Genomic DNA, 15642 nt, shown 5'->3' with positions numbered 1-15642 from the left:
GGCACTCGAGCTTTGCGACTGCTAATGCTAACCGATCCGGTCAAACGCCTATTCCACTCCGCGCTCGCCGTACCAACCGGCCAGCTTGCCGCGGCGGCTGACGGCGCGCATGCGGCGCTCGACCTGGTCGCGGCAGGCAGCGGTGGCGACGACGAGCAGCTGGTCGTTCTCCATGATCTGAGTGGTGCCCGAGGGGACGAACGATTTGCCCTCCCGAACGACCAGCGTGATCGCCGCCCCGGAGGGCAGGCGCAGCTCGAAGATCTCCACACCGTGCAGTTGCGAACCGGGTGGCACCTTGATCTGCAGCAGATCGGCGTTGAGCTCCTCCAGCGGCGCGGACTCCACCTCCAGGTCGTGTGCCTCGGAGGGTGCCGCGACCCCGAGCCGCCGGGCCACGAAGGGCAGCGTCGGGCCCTGGACCAGCGTGAACACCATGACGATCACGAAGACCAAGTTGAAGATGAGCTTCGAGCCCGCGACCCCGGCCGCCCACGGGATCGTGGCCAGCACGATCGGCACAGCTCCTCGCAGGCCCGCCCACGACAGGAACGCCTGCTCGCGCAGGTTCACCTTGCCCAGCCGCGCCAGCCTGGCCACCAGCACGCTGAGCATCACGGAGATGGGGCGGGCGAGCAGCACCAGGACCGTTCCCGCGATGAGGCCCGGCACGATGGCCGAGGGCATCTCGGGCGGGCTGGCCAGCAGCCCCAGCATGACGAACAGGCCGATCTGGGCCAGCCAGGCGGCACCTTCGGCGAACCCGCGGGTCGCGGCCCGGTGCGGGAGGCGGGAATTACCCAGGATCAACGCCGTCAGATATACGGCGAGAAATCCGGATCCGTGGAGCAGCGCCGCCCCGCCGTACGCGACGAAGGTCAGGGCGAGCACCGCGATCGGATAAAGGCCCGAAGCCGGCAAGGCCACCCGGCGCAGAGCGAAAGCCCCGGCCGGCCCCACGGCGAGCCCAATGGCGGCGCCGACGAGCAGCTCATAGCCGGTTTCCAAGATGAACGTGCCAGGGCCCGGCATGTGCGCGCTGACATTGCTGAGCAGCGCCACCGCGATGACCGTGGGCGCGTCGTTGAAACCGGACTCCGCCTCCAGAATCCCCGCGAGCCGCGGCGGCAACGGCAACCTGCGCAGAACGGAGAAGACGGCCGCGGCATCGGTCGAGGCGAGCACCGCGCCGATGATCAGCGCGCCCTGCAGACTCATGTCGAGCAGCCCGAACACGGCAAGCGCGACCACGAAGATGCTGACCGTGACGCCCAGTGTGGCCAGGATCAGCGCGATCGGCACCGCCGAGCGCACATGGGTCCAGTTGGTCGTCAGGCCACCTTCGGCCAGGATCACCGCCAGCGCGGTCAGCCCGATCTGCTGGGCCAGCTCGGGGTTGTCGAAGGGGATACCGAGCCCCGATTCGCCCAGGAGCAGGCCGAACGCCAGGAACAGCAGAAGGCTGGGCAGACCACTGCGATGCGCCACGCGCACCGACGCGATCGCCGCGATGACGATCGCGGCACCGAGAAGGAGCCAGACATTCAACGTCATCTGGCCCCCCTCTCGTACTTTCGGTCACATAAGCCTAGTGAGTCCCGAGGGTGTCACCGCAAAACGGACGGCCTGGTCGTGCGGCTCTGCCGGGATGCCCTCCAGCAGCTCCCCTTCGTGGAGGAGAGCGACCGTGGGCACGTTCGGCCCCACGCGGGCCAGAGCCCGGTCGTAGGAGCCGCCGCCGCGGCCCAGCCGTACCCCCGTCCGCCGGTCGACGGCCAGGGCCGGGACGATCACCAGGGCGGCCGTGCGGATGGCGTCGACGCCGCGGCGGGTGTCTATGGGCTCCATGATCCCGGAACGTCCGCGTGCGAGCGTGTCTGGGCCGTCATAGACCGCCCAGTCCAGATCGTCATCCTCTTTATGCACAGGCAGGATGACGGTTGCACCGTGTTTCCACAGGGCGAAGACCAGGCCATGCGTGTCGGGCTCGCTCCCTGTAGACCAGTAGCAGGCAACCAGCCCGGCCATCTGCACCCACGGCTGATCTAGGAGGGTTTCACGGATGCTTGTCGCGTTTGCCCGCCGCTGTTCGGGGGATAGGGAGGTGCGCGCCTCAATCAGTTCGCGGCGCAGCTTCATCTTGTCCACAGATACCTCCACTAGGGTCTACTCATGGCTGACTTCGACCCTGTGACGAAAGCCGTCGTGCCCGCCGCGGGTCTGGGCACCCGGTTCCTACCGGCGACCAAGGCAACACCCAAGGAGATGTTGCCCATCGTCGACAAGCCCGCGATCCAGTATGTCGTCGAGGAGGCGGCCTCCGCCGGTCTGCTCGACGTCCTCATGGTCACCGGCAAGAACAAACGCTCCATCGAGGACCACTTCGACGTGGCCTTCGAGCTCGAGGCCACGCTCGAGGCCAAGGGCGACGAGCAACGGCTGTCGCAGGTGCGTGAGCCCGCCTCACTGGCGACCTTGCACTACGTACGGCAGGGCGAGCCCAAGGGCCTCGGCCACGCCGTGCTCTGCGCCAAGCAGCACGTCGGCGACCACCCGTTCGCGTGCCTGCTCGGCGACGACCTCATCGATCACCGCGACGAGCTGCTCAAGCGCATGATCGAGGTGCGCAACACCTACGGTGGCAGCGTCATCGCGCTGATGGAGGTCCCGCGCGAGCAGACCTCGATGTACGGCGTGGCGACCATCTCGCCCACCTCGGAAGAGGACGTCGTCCTCGTGACCGACCTGGTCGAGAAGCCGCCGATGGAGGAGGCACCGTCCAACTGGGCGGTCATCGGGCGCTATGTCATCGACCCGGCGATCTTCGAGGTCCTGGAGAACACCCCGCCGGGGCGTGGCGGCGAGATCCAGATCACCGACGCGCTGCGCACGCTCGCCTCGCGCGGCTCGCACGAGGGCGGGCCGGTCCACGGCGTGCTGTTCCGCGGGCGCCGCTACGACACCGGCGACAAGCTCGACTACCTGCGCACGGTGGTCAAGTTCGCGGCCGACCGGCCCGACCTGGCGCCGGAGTTCGTGCCATGGTTGCGGGAGTTCCTTGATGAAATCGGTTGACGCGCATCTGGCCGACATCCTGGCCACGGTGCGCACGCTGGCGCCGCTCGAGCTGGAGCTCGAGCGGGCGCTGGGCACGACGCTGGCCGAGGAGGTGTCCTCGCCAGTGCCGCTGCCGCCCTTCGACAACTCCGCCATGGACGGCTATGCCGTACGCGCCGCCGACGTCTCCGGCGTTCCGGTCACGTTGCCGGTCGTCGACGACGTCGCGGCCGGGTCGGACGAGCTGCGCGCCGTCGGGCCGGGCCACGCCGTCCGGATCATGACCGGCGCGCCGGTCCCGCCCGGGGCGGACGCCGTCGTGCCCGTGGAGTGGACCGACGGCGGCACGGCCCAGGTCACCATCAACCGGCCCGTCCAGCTCGGCAACGCCATCCGCCGGGCCGGCGAGGACGTGCAGGCCGGGGAGATCGTCCTCAAGCCCGGCACCGTGATCGGCCCCGCCCAGCTCGGCATCATCGCCGGGGTCGGGCGCCGCCGCGTCTGGGTACGACCGCGGCCCCGCATCGTGGTGCTGTCCACCGGCGCGGAGCTGGTGGAGCCCGGTGCCGCCTTAAGGCCAGGCCAAATCTGGGACTCCAACAGCTTCACGCTCACCGCCGCCGTGCGCGATTCGGGCGGGGAGGGGTTCCGCGCGCCCACGGTCGGCGACGACCCGGCGGTCTTCCTCGACCAGCTCGACGCCCAGCTGGTGCGCGCCGACGCGATCATCACCAGTGGCGGCGTGTCCATGGGTGCCTACGAACCGGTCAAGGAGGCCCTGTCGCCGCTTGGCACGGTCCGATTCGAGAAGGTCGCCATGCAGCCCGGCATGCCGCAGGGCTTCGGCGTGGTGGGCGACGACCAGATCCCGATCTTCGCGCTGCCCGGCAACCCCGTCTCGTCGTACGTCTCCTTCATGCTGTTCGTACGGCCGGCCTTGCGGAAGATGCGGGGCCTGCCCGCCGGGCCGCCGGAAACCGTGACCGCGTATGTCCTGGCGACGCTGCGCTCGCCTGCGGGCCGCCGGTCCTACCTGCGGGCCGTGCTGGCCGACGACGGCACGGTCACGCCCGTGCACGGCCAGGGGTCACACCAGCTGGCCGCGCTCGCCTCGGCGAACGCGCTGATCGTGGTGCCGGAGGACACGACCGAGGTGCCCTCGGGCACTTCTGTGCAGGTGATCCGACTGTGAGCGAATTCACGCACCTGGACGAGACAGGTGCCGCGCGGATGGTCGACGTGTCGGCCAAGGACGTCGGCGCCCGCCAGGCCACCGCGACCGGGCGGGTGCTGCTGTCGCCCGAATGCGTCGCGCTGCTGCGCTCAGGAGAAGTACCCAAGGGTGACGCGCTCGGGGTGGCCAGGATCGCGGGCATCATGGGCGCGAAACGCACGCCCGACCTGATCCCGCTGTGCCATCCGATCGCGCTGCACGGGGTCAAGGTGTCGCTCGAGGTCGTCGACTCCGGGGTGGAGATCACCTGCGTGGTCAGGACGGCCGACCGTACCGGCGTGGAGATGGAGGCGCTGACCGCGGTGACCGTGGCGGCGCTCGCGCTGATCGACATGGTCAAGGCGGTGGACCCCGCGGCGGTGATCACGGATGTGCGCGTCGAGGAGAAGCTCGGCGGCAAGACCGGTCACTGGACTCGCCCATGATCCGCGCGCTGGTGGTGACGGTGTCGAACCGTGCCTCGGCCGGGGTCTATCCGGACAAGTCGGGGCCGCTGCTGGTCTCACTGCTGGAGGAGGCCGGGTGCGTGGTGGACGGGCCTGTCGTCGTGCCCGACGGGGAACCGGTCGAAGGGGCGCTGCGGGACGGGGTCTCCGGGGGTTATGACGTGATCGTCACCACCGGCGGCACCGGGCTGACGCCCACCGATCGGACGCCGGAAATGACCGCACGAGTGATTTCTCGGGAAATTCCCGGCATTGCCGAGGCCATCCGGCAGGTGAACCGCGACAAAGTCCCGGCTTCCATCCTTTCCCGCGGCTTGGCGGGTCAGGCCGGTGACACGCTGATCGTTAATCTGCCTGGTTCCTCGGGCGGCGTACGCGACGGCCTTGCCGTACTGGCTCCTGTTCTCCAGCATGCGGTGGACCAGATCCGCGGAGGCGATCACCCGCGCTGATACGCAGGTGCTGATCCGTGGCGACATGGACCCCGATGGGGGGATGATGAGAGATGTGGATCGACTTCGTGGCTGGCCGGCGACTCTGAGCGAAGGGCCAGTTGGCCTGCGGCCGCTGCGGCTGAGCGATGTGCGCGTCTGGCGCGAGACCAGGTTGCGCAACGCTGACTGGCTCCGCCCCTGGGAACCGAGCAATCCGGAAACGCCGCTGTTCAGGACCGGGCTCGGGCCTTACGTCTCCATGGTCGGCACGCTGCGCCGCGAGGCGCGTCAGGGGCTCGCGCTGCCCTGGGTCATCACCTACAACGGGCGGTTCGCCGGGCAGCTCACTGTTGGTGCGATCGTGTGGGGTTCCGCCCGATCCGCCCAGGTGGGGTACTGGATCGACGGCTCCGTGGCCGGACAGGGCATCACGCCCACCGCGCTGGCGTTGGCGGTCGACCACTGCTTCTTCACGACCGGCCTGCACCGGCTTGAGGCGAACATCCGTCCCGAGAATCACGCCAGCCGTAGAGTGGTTGAGAAGCTCGGATTCAGGGAAGAAGGCATTCGGCGTCGTCAACTCCACATCGATGGAGCCTGGCGTGACCACATCTGCTACGCATTGACCGTCGAAGATGTTCCCGGCGGGCTTCTCGTGCAGTGGCGTCGCGCCCGTGAGTCAGCGGCTCACGGTGGGTCTCCAGTAGAAGAGGTTTGACGATCTCGCGACACACCGCATCGAATGCTCGTCAATTAGTGACACGCGGTCTTACGGTGCGTGACGTGAGCACATTGAAGACGCCAAGAACGCCTAGGTGTCTTCATGCTGCCCGGAGGTGGTCGTGAGCAGCGCCTTCCTCTATCTCCTCATTGTCGTGATGTGGCTTTGTGTCCTGGTACCGATGTGGTTGCGCAGGGACAAGACCAATCTCGCGGAGCTCGCGGAGCTCGAGGAGGAGTACTACACGGGCGAGCATCAGATCCCGGATCTGACGCAGCTCGAGGAGTCGGAACCGTCCTCCCTCGACGACGGCGAGACCGGTGAGGTCGAGGTCGTCCCCGAGGCGCCGATCGACCCGCGGCAGTTCCGTGCCCGGCGCCGCGCGATCATCGTAGCGCGCCGGCGGCGGCTGTTGTTCTTCACCGCACTGCTGGTGATCGCCTCGGTCGTCACTGCCGCGGTCAAGATGATCCCGTGGTGGGGCGTGGCACCGTCGGGCGTGATCATGGTCACTTACATGGTCTTCCTGCGCATCGCGGTCAACGTGGACAGGGAGCGGCGCCAGCGCGCCGCCAAGATCCGCGCGGACAGGGCCCGTCGCCTGCGTGACCAGCGGCGCGCCGCGGAGCTCGCCGCCGAACAGGCGGAGGCGGAGATCATCGAGTTCGCGGCACATCATCCGGATGTGCTCTTCGATCAGTACGCCGAGCCGCCACGGCGGGCGGTGGGGGACTGAATGGATGGCGCGAGAACCTCTCGGAGTTTGCTAACCTGGTCGAGTCCTTGGGGATGTAGCGCAGTCCGGTAGCGCACTTCGTTCGCATCGAAGGGGTCAGGGGTTCGAATCCCCTCATCTCCACAAGGTCAGAAGGGGTTTCGGAGTTTCTCCGGAGCCCCTTTTTGATGTCTGGGAGCCAATCGGGGAGCCATCTCACTCGGACTCAACCCGTCGGCGGTCGCCGAAGACGGTGTTCATCGTGTGTGCACCTTTGGTGATCACTGGTCTTAGCTGATGCCGGTACACGGTTTCCGTGACGCTGGTGCCTGCGTGCCCGACGAGATCGGCGATGGTCTCGATGGGTACGCCCTGGTCGCTCAGGATCGAGACGAACGAGTGACGCAGCTCGCGGGGGCGCCACTTGGTCCCGATTCCTGCGTTCTTGGTGATCCTTCGGAAAGACCGTCGCACGTTCGCTGCGTCGAGTGGAGACCCGACGCTTGTGCAGAACACGAGGTTGTGATCTTTCCATGCTTCTCCCGCCTTGAGCTTGCTGGCAGCTTGGCGGGCGTGGTGTTGCCGGAGTGCCTGAGCGGCGAGCGTGGGCAGCTCCAGGGTGCGCCGCGATTTGCGTGTCTTGGTGTCGCTTCCTACTCGGTCGGCACGCCACACGTAGATGGCGAACCTCTTGTGGTTGAACCCCACCTCGGTCACTGGCTGCCACTTCTTGAGCTTCGGTATCCACGCGACGACGTGATCCCAGCGGAGTGCACGGGCTTCCTCGGTGCGAATACCCGTGGTGAGGCTGATGACCACGTACGCGTAGAGCTCGGAGGGCTCAGCGGCCTTGAGCACCGCCTCTGCCTGTTGCCGGGTGAGTGCCTTGCTGGGCTGCCCATCCGCGCCCGTGGGCGTGGTGACCAGTTCGGCAACGTTCCTGAGCACCTGATCACGTGCCTGAGCTTGCCGGATGGCTCGCTTCAAGACGCTGTGAACTTCCCGCAAGGTGCTGGTAGCGAGCCTCTCGGCGAGTTCGTCGAGCCACTCATCCACGTGATCCGCGCGTAGTTGCTGGAGTTTGATCTTTCCCAGTTTCGGGATGACGTGCGTCTCGGCGAGGATGCGCAGCTTGGTGACGGTGTTCTCGGACCGGCCCTTGAGCCCCTTGGCCAGCCAGTCGTTGACGGCATCGCGCACGGTGTAGTTCTCTGATGCGGTGATGCCGGCCTCAAGGTCTCTGACAGCTTTGATCAGCTTGTCCTTGACCATGGCCTTGGTCCTGCCCTTGCGTTTGAGGCGCTGGCGCTTGCCGTCGGGGCCGAACCCGAGGGAGATGGCTCCGGTGTAGCCCTCCCCCTCGGGGTAGATGGTCGCTTCGTACTTGCCGATCAGGATCTTGGCCAAGGGATCACCCCTTCTCGTGACGGTTGAGGTACTCCTCGATCGCCTTCCTGATCACCCACGACACATCTCGCTCCTGCGACTCGGCGTACCTACGGAGGCGGTCTTTCAGCTCCGCATCCACCCGCACGGGTGGCAGGGTCGTTCGGTCGCTCGTCATTGACGGCTTCCTTTCGTGTCATGCAGTTATCAAGAGGCGCTTGCCGGGCTGGTACGGCGGTGCCGTACGTTCCGGCCCATGTAGAACGTTGTAGCACGCCGCTCTACGCCTCGTCTAGCGATTCCAGCGAAGAAACGAAGTCGGCAAGGTGCTGGTCAGTGATCCGGCGGAGCTTGCCGATCTTGATGCTCTTGAGCTGCCCCGTGCGGAGAAGGCCATAGACCTTGTCACGCCCGATACTCAGGATCTCCGCTACCTGTTCGACGGTGTATGCCTGCATGCACATCCCTCCCTTCGGTTGTCGGTGTGCGGCTCCCTTCTGCGCGGGTTCCACGCGCTGGTGATGGTTACGGCGAGTGATCGTCCGTCCGTTCGTCCGTCCGCGTGTCTCTCGCGCTATATACGCGCAGACGCGCGGACGGACGCGGACGGCGGACGCGGACGGCGGACGCGGACGATTACGGATTGTTCATCTCGGGGAGTGCGCGCCAGCGTCCCCGGGCGATCTGTTCGGCTTGCCGCGTTCGGACCATGTCCTGGAGGCGTTGGTAGACCCAGGTGCGGCGCATGCCTGTGGCGCGCATGAGATCGCCGATGCCTACTCCCTCGTCCCCTGCTTGTTCCAGGGTGAGGGTGAGAGTCTCTTCCGCCTCGCGTACGGCGTTGTCGCGGGCGTGCCGGGGAGACGGCCCGGTGACGGGCTGCTCTCGCCGAGCGGGCATCTCAGCCGCGCGTTCCAGCGCCTGAGCCGACACCTCGTCGAGATGCGGGCGAGCTTGGGCATGCCGTTCGGCGGTGGCCTGTACGCCTGCGTCGTCGAGGAGGTAGGTGCGGGCGCGGCGGGGGATGTCGTGTTCTGGGGAGCTGATGAGGAACTTGCCGGGTGCGTCGAGCTTGTGGGGGTGCCATCCGGCTTTGACCATGCCCTGTCCGAGGATCAGGTCACCGTCGCGGGGTTCGCGGACGCGGAAGCAGATGCGGACGTCCATCTGGGCGCGGACGGCGCTCTTGCCCATCGCGTCCTTGGTGGGGCGTTGGGTGGCCGCGATCAGGTTGACGGCTGGGGCGCGTCCCCGCCGTGCGATGGAGTCGGCGTAGTCGATCGCGCGTGGTGCCTCGCTGGCCAGTTCGGCGTACTCGTCGATGATGATGATCAGCGCTGGTCGGTCCGGGGTGGGTTCCCAGACGCGTTGACCGCGTTGGGTGAGGTCGTCGGCGCGGCCGTCGAGGATGACCACCGCGTCCGCCAACAGCGCCTCTGCTTCTTGCGGCGTGGTGGCCAGGCGATCGATGCACGATGCCCAGGGCAGCAGTTCCATGCCGCGCTTGAGGTCGATCGCCCACAAGATCACGTCCTGGCATGCGGTCAGGTCCCCGAGCAAGACGTTCACGCCTCCGGACTTGCCTGCTCCCGAGATGCCCGCGAACAGCCCATGCCGTCGCAACAGCGGGACACGTACGGGCGTGCCGTCCTCGAACACCCCGAGCTTGACGGGTTGGGTGATCGAGGTGATGGACGGGCCGTGCCAGGCAATGGCATCGGCGTGCGGGTCGGTTTCGATCACTCGCACGTCGGCGCGGTTGGCCTTCTTGCTGGCCACCGGTTGCACCCGCACCCCGCCGCGTGTGCTGCCGAGCGCGGATTCCAGGCGGGGGACGGCGTTGACCGCGTCCTCAACGGTCTGGCCGAGCCCCAGCCCAAGCCGGAAGCGGTACCCCCACAGGTCCACCATCGCCGACTGGACGCGCGATCCCGCGAGCCCGACAGCTTCGGCAATGTCCGGCCAGGCGGCGAGGGTGCGTTCGACCCGGACACGGGCCCGCCGGCGGCGGTGCGCCCACCACGGAACGGCCAGCAGCACCCCGCCGACGAGCAACACGGCGGGCAGCGGGGGCGTGAATGGACCGAGGCGGGCGGCGGCGGTCAGCCCGCCGCCCGCGAACAGCGTGGTGATTGCTGCGTAGGCGCGTTCGATCGGGCGGGTGAGGTTAACCCACCGCCCCCACACCGCTAGCAGCAGCGCCACCAGGGCGGTAAGGAGCGGTACGGCGGGCCACCAAGTCGGATACCAGGTGTGCAGGATCGCCCCCGCCGCCCCGTCAAGCAGGACAGCGGTGATGGGGGCGAGTTCGGAGCGGTAGCGCCACAGGAAGCGGGAGATGGAGGCGATGAGCGCGGGCGCGAATTCGAGGTCATCGGTGATGGAGGCGATGGGCTGGACGCCGTAACGGCGCATGCGGCGGGCGTTGCGCCGCATCTGGTATCGCGAGGCGCGGTGGCGTGGGTTCATCGGCCACCACCCGCCCGCGTCTGGGCATTGAGCTCGTCGCGCACGTAGTACAGGGGGTCGTGTTCGCCGTCGTGATGTGCGGCGAGGGTGGCGCGGATGGCGGCGATCAGGTTGGCCCGCTGGTGGCGGGCGGCAGCCAGAGCGGTGCGGAGCCGGTCTGTCTCGTTGATCAGGGCGGGGGTGTCGGCCAGGGCGGCGAACAGGTACCGCCACATGTCGTCCAGGGCGGGGGCGGACTTGGCGAATGCCGTCAGCAGGTGGATGGCGGTGGTGTTGCGGGTGGCGGCTCCTTGCAGGTCAGAGTAGGGATAGGGGTGAGTATGGGTCATTAGGCATCACGCTCCTCTCAGTGGCCGGCGATCCAGCCGATGGCGGCTTGGATCACGCGGCGGATGTCGGGGGCAAGGGTGGTGGCGGCCAGTAGGAAGCCGAACAGCAGCGCGATCAGCGCGTGCCAGAGCTTCAGGCCGAGGTAGCGCCAGGCGATGAACACCACGGCGCCGAGAAGGACGACGAGCGGAATGGATACGGACATGGGGATCAGCTTCTTTCGCTGGAGGCATGCATGTACGGATGGGGGCATGAGGAGCACTCGTCCTCGTCGCGGACGAACAGGCCCATGACCCAGCGGGCATACCGTGCGCGCGCCATGCCGGGGATGTTGAGCAGGCGCTTCCCCTTGCCCTCGCACTTCATGGCGACCGCCGTTACGGCCAGGCACACCAGCACGACCAGGCCAAGCACGGCGCTCCCGATGACCACGACGAGGAACATCAATGCTCCCGGGCGTGAAGGGCCTGAAGGTGGCGAGTGACAACGGCACGATCACTGACGCGGATAGCGACCACGACGCGGACGAACAGAACGGCGGTGGTGACCAGGGCAATGAGCCCCAGGACGACGGGGATGGCGGGAATCATCACCTCTGCTCTCCCTCCGCGTAGAAGGGAGCCTTACGCCGGTTCCAGCGACCACGGCTACGGCACTTGCGGCACTGGCGCACGCCCTTGTCAGCCAGAGCCCCACAGGCGCACTGATCGCCGTAAGCGTCGGCCGAGGGGATGTCCAACGACTTGCTCCCCTCCGTGCCAGCGTCCGTTGGAGCCTCGGGAACGATGGAGCCGCGGTAGGACATGAGCGCGTCGTACCGTGCGCTCGCCTCGTTGGAGATCGCTATGAGGCGATAGCTCACGGGACCGAAATCGACCCGCGCCGTGTAGTGCCCATCGTGGTCGCGGAGCTCTGCTTGCAGGGCCTCCGCAGCACGGTCGATCTCTGCGCGCTGCGCTGCATAGCTCCCGTCCGGTTCAGGGAAGGCCATGACATCCACTGAGTACGGAACGGGCAGGGTCGGATGAAGCTCCAGGAAGTCGGCGAGAACGCGAATTCCGGCAATCAGATCTGAGCGTCGGTTCTGTTCTGAAGTGCGCATGATTGATCACTCCTTTTCGTGTTTCGGCTGGTTTATAGCTGTTTGGGAGAAAACGGCTGGTTGTGCGGTGCGCTGTCGGTGGCTATTGGCGGCGATAGACCGCTCGGGCCACCAGCAGGACGAGCGTGAAGAGGGCTTGCACCATCGGGTGGTGACCCGGGATGACGACGAACGCCCCATCTGACGAGGTGGAATCGCTACAGGACGAGACAGGTTGAGTGCCTCCGGTTTAAGATCGGCAAGTCCCTGTTCACTCGCTCTTTGTTGGCAGGTCAGATGACGAACAAGCCGCCATAGCCCCTGTCTTGAGCACGGCACGAAATCGCTTGGTGCGCGGGCCTGGTGGCTGTGACTGGTGCGTTGTTTCTGTCTCATGCCAAACAGATTCGCGGCGCCGGCGACGAGTCGGCAGATGACAGGAGTAGACATGAGGGGACACGGTCCATGTCCGAAGTCCCGCCCCCCAGGGACCAGCACAAGCACCTAGAGCCGAACAAGGTCCTGATCGCCAAGCGTGAGGCACTCAGCTGGAGCCGGAAACGCGCCGCGAAGGAACTACATCGGCTGGGCCGAACGCGTGGCCTTCCCGAGCTCGACGCAATCGAAAAGGCTATATACCGCCACGAGACAGGTCGCGCAGTCTGCCGCGACCCTTTGTATATCGAGCTGTATTGCGCAATCTATGAGGCCACTGCGCAAGAACTCTTCGGAGATATCACTCCGACAACTCCGTCGCCGGGCCGACTGTCAGGCGTTCGCTCGCATAAATTCATTCCGGCATACATCGAAGCGAAGCGCATACCGGAGTTAATACGCGCTGAAGCCATGGGCTCATCAGAGGCCAAGTTTGGACTTGAATGCCACAGGGCGGAGATATCCAACCCGCACGGCAAGTGTGCTCTCTATGCGTGGCCGTTCGGTGTGGCCATGCTCCATCTCATAGAGGAACTCGAACTCCCCAGCCTTGCAAATCTGGCGACATGGCGCCGACGGACCTACGCCCGAGACCTGGAATGGGCGTCGAGCTATCTCTCGTCCTCAATTTCTGCACCGGTAAACGCCTCGTACGTGCTGAGTGCCTACTGGGTTCACGCGCCATCATGGCAAGTCCATGAATTGGATACCGCATTGCGGATCATGTGTATACCCAAGATTCTGCTCGAGCGAGACTCAGAGATCTCTGACTCGTCGCTCGCTCAAGCCGAACTTGTTGAACGATCGCTGCTCGCCGATGGCTTTGAGCATCTGGACATGACGTCCTTTGGCTTCAAGGGCATCTCGCTCGGCTATGCCTCGTGGTCGGGCGTTGTTTACTATCCCGCCGCGCCGCGTAGGGCGCTCGCGGAAGACGAGATAGTCAATATGGAGCTCGCCACTCAAGCAATGTGGGCTTACTGCGAGTCCATCAATACGCAAGTTGAACAAGGAATCGATCCACAGGTTCCCAGCCAGTACGGCTGGCGCTTCCTTCGCGGAGTTCGCTCGCGCTTAATCAACGCCCGACCACAAGAGACCGAATACCACAAGTGCATGCGCATGGCGATCCTAGACACCAGTGGCGCCCTTGATCACCTATCCGAAGCAATCGAAATTCTCCGCGAAACAAGCGAAAGGTGAGCACGATGTTCAACGACTCCGCGGTGCTGATCGTTATTGATACACAGAACGGCTTTATCAGCGAGCATTCGAGCCCAGTGATACCCGTCATAGCCACTCTCGTGGATCGCTGGCAGACTGCGGGGGGCGCGGTCGTGTTCACGCGTTACCTCAACTACGCAGGCAGCCCCTATGAGAGGCTGATCCGCTGGTCAAAGCTCAAGGAGTCTCCGGAGATTGATATAGTGCCCGAACTCATTCCGCTCGCGGGCAAAGCTACAGCCATCATAGACAAGACCATCTACAGCTTTTTCAACAAGGAAGGGGAGACTCTCACGCGAGAGCATGGCTGGACCGATCTCTACGTCTGTGGGCTCGACACGGAAAGCTGTGTACTCAAAACCGTTGTGGATGCGTTCGAGCGCGATCTCACCCCACGGCTTATCAAGGACGCTTCGGCCAGTCACGCAGGCCAGGCTGCGCATGATGCGGGCATTCTCGTAGCTTCACGGTTCATCGGTCTTGATCAGATAATTACAACCTCCGACATCCCGTGGACTTCCCTAACGTCTGCACAGCCAGAACTTGCCGACTAAAGACCCTGCTCGAACTCGCCTTCAAAAAGACGTACGAGCCGCCCGCTTCCTTGCTTGACCGTGATCCAGCCATCCTTTTCAAGGATGGCTAGAGCCTGCCGAACGGTGTTGCGCGAAACAGCGTAACGACGGCATAGTTGCGCCTCGCTTGGCAGCGTTGCCCCTTCTGGAAACTCGCGCTGTCGAATCCGATCACGGAGATCAGCGGCGATCCTTTGATATCGGTAGGGTAGAGCCGCACGGCCCCCATTGACCACGCGTCCCTTTGCCGGGATCGCGAGTATCAGACCCTCGCCTTCCAGGAGCACGAGAGCGCGTCGGATGGTCGTGCGTGCGACGCCAAACTCTCGACACAGCTCCGATTCGGCGGGGAACATGCTACCTGCCCGATACTCGCTCGCCCTTATCCGGGTCCGTAGCAAGTCAGCGATTCGACGAAACATGGCTTCTCTGCTCACCGGCTTGGGCTCTCTGCATTAGGAGTGGTCCTGCATGCGCGCGTGGGTGTCATCTCACGCTCTTCAGGATCTGGTTTGCCGCATTCTCGTCGAGTGCGTCAATCCACTGATTTCGCCCCCGCCCCCATGTAAAGACCCAGCGTTGAACACGCATTGACACCCTCACACGCAAAGGGCCTACAGCCCTCGGGATTTCAACAAAGGGTTCCATCCCTTGAGGCAGTCGAACCGAAACCCCGAGGCCTCCTGTCCTCAGTTCCCACGCAAGGCGCATCAGATGTATGTATTGTTCTTCAGTCTGATTCGGCACGTCGCGATTACCTTTCGGAGAGGTGATCAGGCGACATTGCGCTTCAATTTCTTGCTAGCTAGCGTTGCCATCGCGCGGCGGTGATGCTTTTGGTCGTGTTCGTGAATGAGCTCATCCCAGAGCGCTCGTGCTTCGCGATAGCGCCCTCTGCCGGCCTCTTCATAACCCCCGATTACGCTGTGCCGGAGTATGAGGAACAGCCCGCCCTGGCAAGCCCACTCGTATTTTCCGCAGCATGAGGTCTCGGTGACTCTTAGGCGGTTACCCCAGCTCTGGTAGGGCTCCCAGAAGCGCGTCATCGCAACACCCCTGCGTGGTGGCGGCGAACCTGGCGATGGCTGCTCCGCAGGAACGGGCGCTCAGCACTCGTCCTCCGGGTCTCCATGACTGCCACTGTAGTACACCATGCTATAGCTCACTAGGCATGGCGTATCTCGCTTGCCACGGTATCCCGTACTTAGCGTGTCCATGTGGCCGATCAAGAGCTGGCGTGGAAGCCCGGAATCCCCCGATGGGTTCAGGTCTATGAGGACCTGAAGGCCAAGATCGAAAGCGGCGAGCTCGCCCCTGGCGATCAGGTGCCGTCCGTCCTGCGGCTCCAGGAGATCTACGGCATCGCCACAGCAACCGGCCAAAAGGTCCATCGCGCGTTGCGGCGCGATGGACTCATCCGAACAGAGCCGGGGATGGGCAGCTTCGTAGTCGAACGTCCAGTGAACACTGAGGATTGAGCGCTGAAGTGCGAGGAGCAAGGCCCGATGCCCCGCTGCACTGCCCGCAAGACCCTG

At 65.2% G+C, this 15642-nt stretch carries 21 protein-coding genes and 1 tRNA gene; 10 read left to right on the top strand and 12 right to left on the bottom strand.

Annotated elements, in window-relative coordinates:
* Window positions 1-48 precede the first annotated feature (48 nt).
* Window positions 49-1554: a potassium/proton antiporter gene (locus tag KIK09_RS46960; RefSeq protein WP_214326031.1), complete on the bottom strand. Its 1506-nt coding sequence runs from the start codon at window positions 1552-1554 to the stop codon at window positions 49-51.
* 24 nt (window positions 1555-1578) lie between these two features.
* Window positions 1579-2148, bottom strand: a complete 570-nt coding sequence (locus tag KIK09_RS46955) for a 5-formyltetrahydrofolate cyclo-ligase (protein ID WP_308164721.1) — start codon at window positions 2146-2148, stop codon at window positions 1579-1581.
* A 24-nt stretch (window positions 2149-2172) separates the two neighbouring features.
* On the opposite strand from KIK09_RS46955, the gene galU reads away from it, so the two are divergent.
* From galU to KIK09_RS46920, 7 genes are all read left to right on the top strand, one after another.
* Complete coding sequence (galU, locus tag KIK09_RS46950) at window positions 2173-3075, top strand: UTP--glucose-1-phosphate uridylyltransferase GalU (protein ID WP_214326030.1); 903 nt, start codon at window positions 2173-2175, stop codon at window positions 3073-3075.
* A complete protein-coding gene (gene glp, locus KIK09_RS46945; RefSeq protein ID WP_214326029.1) occupies window positions 3062-4249 on the top strand; it encodes a molybdotransferase-like divisome protein Glp in 1188 nt (395 codons plus the stop codon). The genes galU and glp overlap by 14 nt, the downstream gene beginning before the upstream one ends.
* Window positions 4246-4716 carry a cyclic pyranopterin monophosphate synthase MoaC gene (gene moaC / locus KIK09_RS46940; protein ID WP_214326028.1) on the top strand — a complete coding sequence of 157 codons (471 nt, stop codon included), beginning with the start codon at window positions 4246-4248 and terminating at the stop codon, window positions 4714-4716. The genes glp and moaC overlap by 4 nt, the downstream gene beginning before the upstream one ends.
* Window positions 4713-5189: a MogA/MoaB family molybdenum cofactor biosynthesis protein gene (locus tag KIK09_RS46935; protein ID WP_214326027.1), complete on the top strand. Its 477-nt coding sequence runs from the start codon at window positions 4713-4715 to the stop codon at window positions 5187-5189. Before moaC ends, KIK09_RS46935 begins: the two co-directional genes overlap by 4 nt.
* A gap of 46 nt (window positions 5190-5235) precedes the next feature.
* Window positions 5236-5889: a GNAT family N-acetyltransferase gene (locus KIK09_RS46930; RefSeq protein ID WP_214326075.1), complete on the top strand. Its 654-nt coding sequence runs from the start codon at window positions 5236-5238 to the stop codon at window positions 5887-5889.
* A gap of 97 nt (window positions 5890-5986) precedes the next feature.
* Window positions 5987-6628: a divisome protein SepX/GlpR gene (gene sepX, locus KIK09_RS46925; protein WP_443678892.1), complete on the top strand. Its 642-nt coding sequence runs from the start codon at window positions 5987-5989 to the stop codon at window positions 6626-6628.
* Between the two features lie 49 nt (window positions 6629-6677).
* Window positions 6678-6751: transfer RNA gene (locus KIK09_RS46920), tRNA-Ala, on the top strand.
* Window positions 6752-6823: 72 nt separating this feature from the next.
* Here KIK09_RS46920 and KIK09_RS46915 read toward each other — a convergent pair.
* The 9 genes from KIK09_RS46915 to KIK09_RS46875 form a co-directional block, all read right to left on the bottom strand.
* On the bottom strand, window positions 6824-8014 hold the full coding sequence (locus KIK09_RS46915) for a tyrosine-type recombinase/integrase (RefSeq protein ID WP_250574877.1): 1191 nt from the start codon (window positions 8012-8014) through the stop codon (window positions 6824-6826).
* A gap of 4 nt (window positions 8015-8018) precedes the next feature.
* The gene (locus KIK09_RS46910) at window positions 8019-8171 is read right to left on the bottom strand and encodes a CopG family ribbon-helix-helix protein (RefSeq protein WP_214326025.1); all 153 of its coding nucleotides are present in this window, start codon (window positions 8169-8171) and stop codon (window positions 8019-8021) included.
* A gap of 103 nt (window positions 8172-8274) precedes the next feature.
* Window positions 8275-8451, bottom strand: a complete 177-nt coding sequence (locus KIK09_RS46905) for a helix-turn-helix domain-containing protein (protein WP_214326024.1) — start codon at window positions 8449-8451, stop codon at window positions 8275-8277.
* Window positions 8452-8629: 178 nt separating this feature from the next.
* Window positions 8630-10462 (bottom strand): putative type IV secretion/conjugal transfer ATPase, encoded by a 1833-nt coding sequence (locus KIK09_RS46900; protein WP_214326023.1) that lies wholly within the window; start codon window positions 10460-10462, stop codon window positions 8630-8632.
* Window positions 10459-10791, bottom strand: coding sequence for a hypothetical protein (locus KIK09_RS46895; RefSeq protein WP_214326022.1), 333 nt, complete (start codon window positions 10789-10791; stop codon window positions 10459-10461). The genes KIK09_RS46900 and KIK09_RS46895 overlap by 4 nt, the downstream gene beginning before the upstream one ends.
* Window positions 10792-10808: 17 nt before the next feature.
* Entirely contained in the window at window positions 10809-10997 is a 189-nt protein-coding gene (locus tag KIK09_RS46890) for a hypothetical protein (RefSeq protein WP_214326021.1), read from the bottom strand.
* Between the two features lie 5 nt (window positions 10998-11002).
* Complete coding sequence (locus KIK09_RS46885) at window positions 11003-11236, bottom strand: hypothetical protein (RefSeq protein WP_214326020.1); 234 nt, start codon at window positions 11234-11236, stop codon at window positions 11003-11005.
* Window positions 11236-11382: a hypothetical protein gene (locus KIK09_RS46880; protein WP_214326019.1), complete on the bottom strand. Its 147-nt coding sequence runs from the start codon at window positions 11380-11382 to the stop codon at window positions 11236-11238. The genes KIK09_RS46885 and KIK09_RS46880 overlap by 1 nt, the downstream gene beginning before the upstream one ends.
* Window positions 11382-11894, bottom strand: coding sequence for a hypothetical protein (locus tag KIK09_RS46875; protein WP_214326018.1), 513 nt, complete (start codon window positions 11892-11894; stop codon window positions 11382-11384). The genes KIK09_RS46880 and KIK09_RS46875 overlap by 1 nt, the downstream gene beginning before the upstream one ends.
* 444 nt (window positions 11895-12338) lie before the next feature.
* Between KIK09_RS46875 and KIK09_RS46870 the strand changes: the two genes are divergently transcribed.
* Together KIK09_RS46870 and KIK09_RS46865 are read left to right on the top strand one after the other, a co-directional pair.
* Window positions 12339-13511 (top strand): hypothetical protein, encoded by a 1173-nt coding sequence (locus KIK09_RS46870; protein ID WP_214326017.1) that lies wholly within the window; start codon window positions 12339-12341, stop codon window positions 13509-13511.
* 5 nt (window positions 13512-13516) lie between these two features.
* A complete protein-coding gene (locus KIK09_RS46865) occupies window positions 13517-14086 on the top strand; it encodes a cysteine hydrolase family protein (protein ID WP_214326016.1) in 570 nt (189 codons plus the stop codon).
* On the opposite strand, the gene KIK09_RS46860 is transcribed toward KIK09_RS46865, so the two are convergent.
* Window positions 14083-14529: a GntR family transcriptional regulator gene (locus KIK09_RS46860; RefSeq protein ID WP_275956538.1), complete on the bottom strand. Its 447-nt coding sequence runs from the start codon at window positions 14527-14529 to the stop codon at window positions 14083-14085. The two genes, KIK09_RS46865 and KIK09_RS46860, sit on opposite strands and share 4 nt — an antisense overlap.
* A 795-nt stretch (window positions 14530-15324) precedes the next feature.
* Between KIK09_RS46860 and KIK09_RS46855 the strand changes: the two genes are divergently transcribed.
* Window positions 15325-15585, top strand: coding sequence for a GntR family transcriptional regulator (locus KIK09_RS46855; protein ID WP_308164720.1), 261 nt, complete (start codon window positions 15325-15327; stop codon window positions 15583-15585).
* The last annotated feature ends 57 nt before the right edge of the window (window positions 15586-15642 follow it).

The organism is Nonomuraea sediminis, from assembly GCF_018531495.1.
GTDB lineage: Bacteria > Actinomycetota > Actinomycetes > Streptosporangiales > Streptosporangiaceae > Nonomuraea > Nonomuraea sediminis.
The sequence above is the reverse complement of the archived record's forward strand: the minus strand, read 5'-3'. Positions and strand labels throughout refer to the sequence as shown.

Excerpts from the sequence above, each read along its gene's own strand:
- KIK09_RS46960 (WP_214326031.1), bottom strand. The coding sequence starts at position 1,554 with ATGACGTTGAATGTCTGGCTCCTTCTCGGTGCCGCGATCGTCATCGCG.
- galU (WP_214326030.1), top strand. The coding sequence starts at position 2,173 with ATGGCTGACTTCGACCCTGTGACGAAAGCCGTCGTGCCCGCCGCGGGT.
- glp (WP_214326029.1), top strand. The coding sequence starts at position 3,062 with ATGAAATCGGTTGACGCGCATCTGGCCGACATCCTGGCCACGGTGCGC.
- KIK09_RS46935 (WP_214326027.1), top strand. The coding sequence starts at position 4,713 with ATGATCCGCGCGCTGGTGGTGACGGTGTCGAACCGTGCCTCGGCCGGG.
- KIK09_RS46930 (WP_214326075.1), top strand. The coding sequence starts at position 5,236 with ATGAGAGATGTGGATCGACTTCGTGGCTGGCCGGCGACTCTGAGCGAA.
- KIK09_RS46910 (WP_214326025.1), bottom strand. The coding sequence starts at position 8,171 with ATGACGAGCGACCGAACGACCCTGCCACCCGTGCGGGTGGATGCGGAG.
- KIK09_RS46905 (WP_214326024.1), bottom strand. The coding sequence starts at position 8,451 with ATGCAGGCATACACCGTCGAACAGGTAGCGGAGATCCTGAGTATCGGG.
- KIK09_RS46900 (WP_214326023.1), bottom strand. The coding sequence starts at position 10,462 with ATGAACCCACGCCACCGCGCCTCGCGATACCAGATGCGGCGCAACGCC.
- KIK09_RS46895 (WP_214326022.1), bottom strand. The coding sequence starts at position 10,791 with ATGACCCATACTCACCCCTATCCCTACTCTGACCTGCAAGGAGCCGCC.
- KIK09_RS46890 (WP_214326021.1), bottom strand. The coding sequence starts at position 10,997 with ATGTCCGTATCCATTCCGCTCGTCGTCCTTCTCGGCGCCGTGGTGTTC.
- KIK09_RS46885 (WP_214326020.1), bottom strand. The coding sequence starts at position 11,236 with ATGTTCCTCGTCGTGGTCATCGGGAGCGCCGTGCTTGGCCTGGTCGTG.
- KIK09_RS46880 (WP_214326019.1), bottom strand. The coding sequence starts at position 11,382 with ATGATTCCCGCCATCCCCGTCGTCCTGGGGCTCATTGCCCTGGTCACC.
- KIK09_RS46875 (WP_214326018.1), bottom strand. The coding sequence starts at position 11,894 with ATGCGCACTTCAGAACAGAACCGACGCTCAGATCTGATTGCCGGAATT.
- KIK09_RS46870 (WP_214326017.1), top strand. The coding sequence starts at position 12,339 with ATGTCCGAAGTCCCGCCCCCCAGGGACCAGCACAAGCACCTAGAGCCG.
- KIK09_RS46865 (WP_214326016.1), top strand. The coding sequence starts at position 13,517 with ATGTTCAACGACTCCGCGGTGCTGATCGTTATTGATACACAGAACGGC.
- KIK09_RS46860 (WP_275956538.1), bottom strand. The coding sequence starts at position 14,529 with ATGTTTCGTCGAATCGCTGACTTGCTACGGACCCGGATAAGGGCGAGC.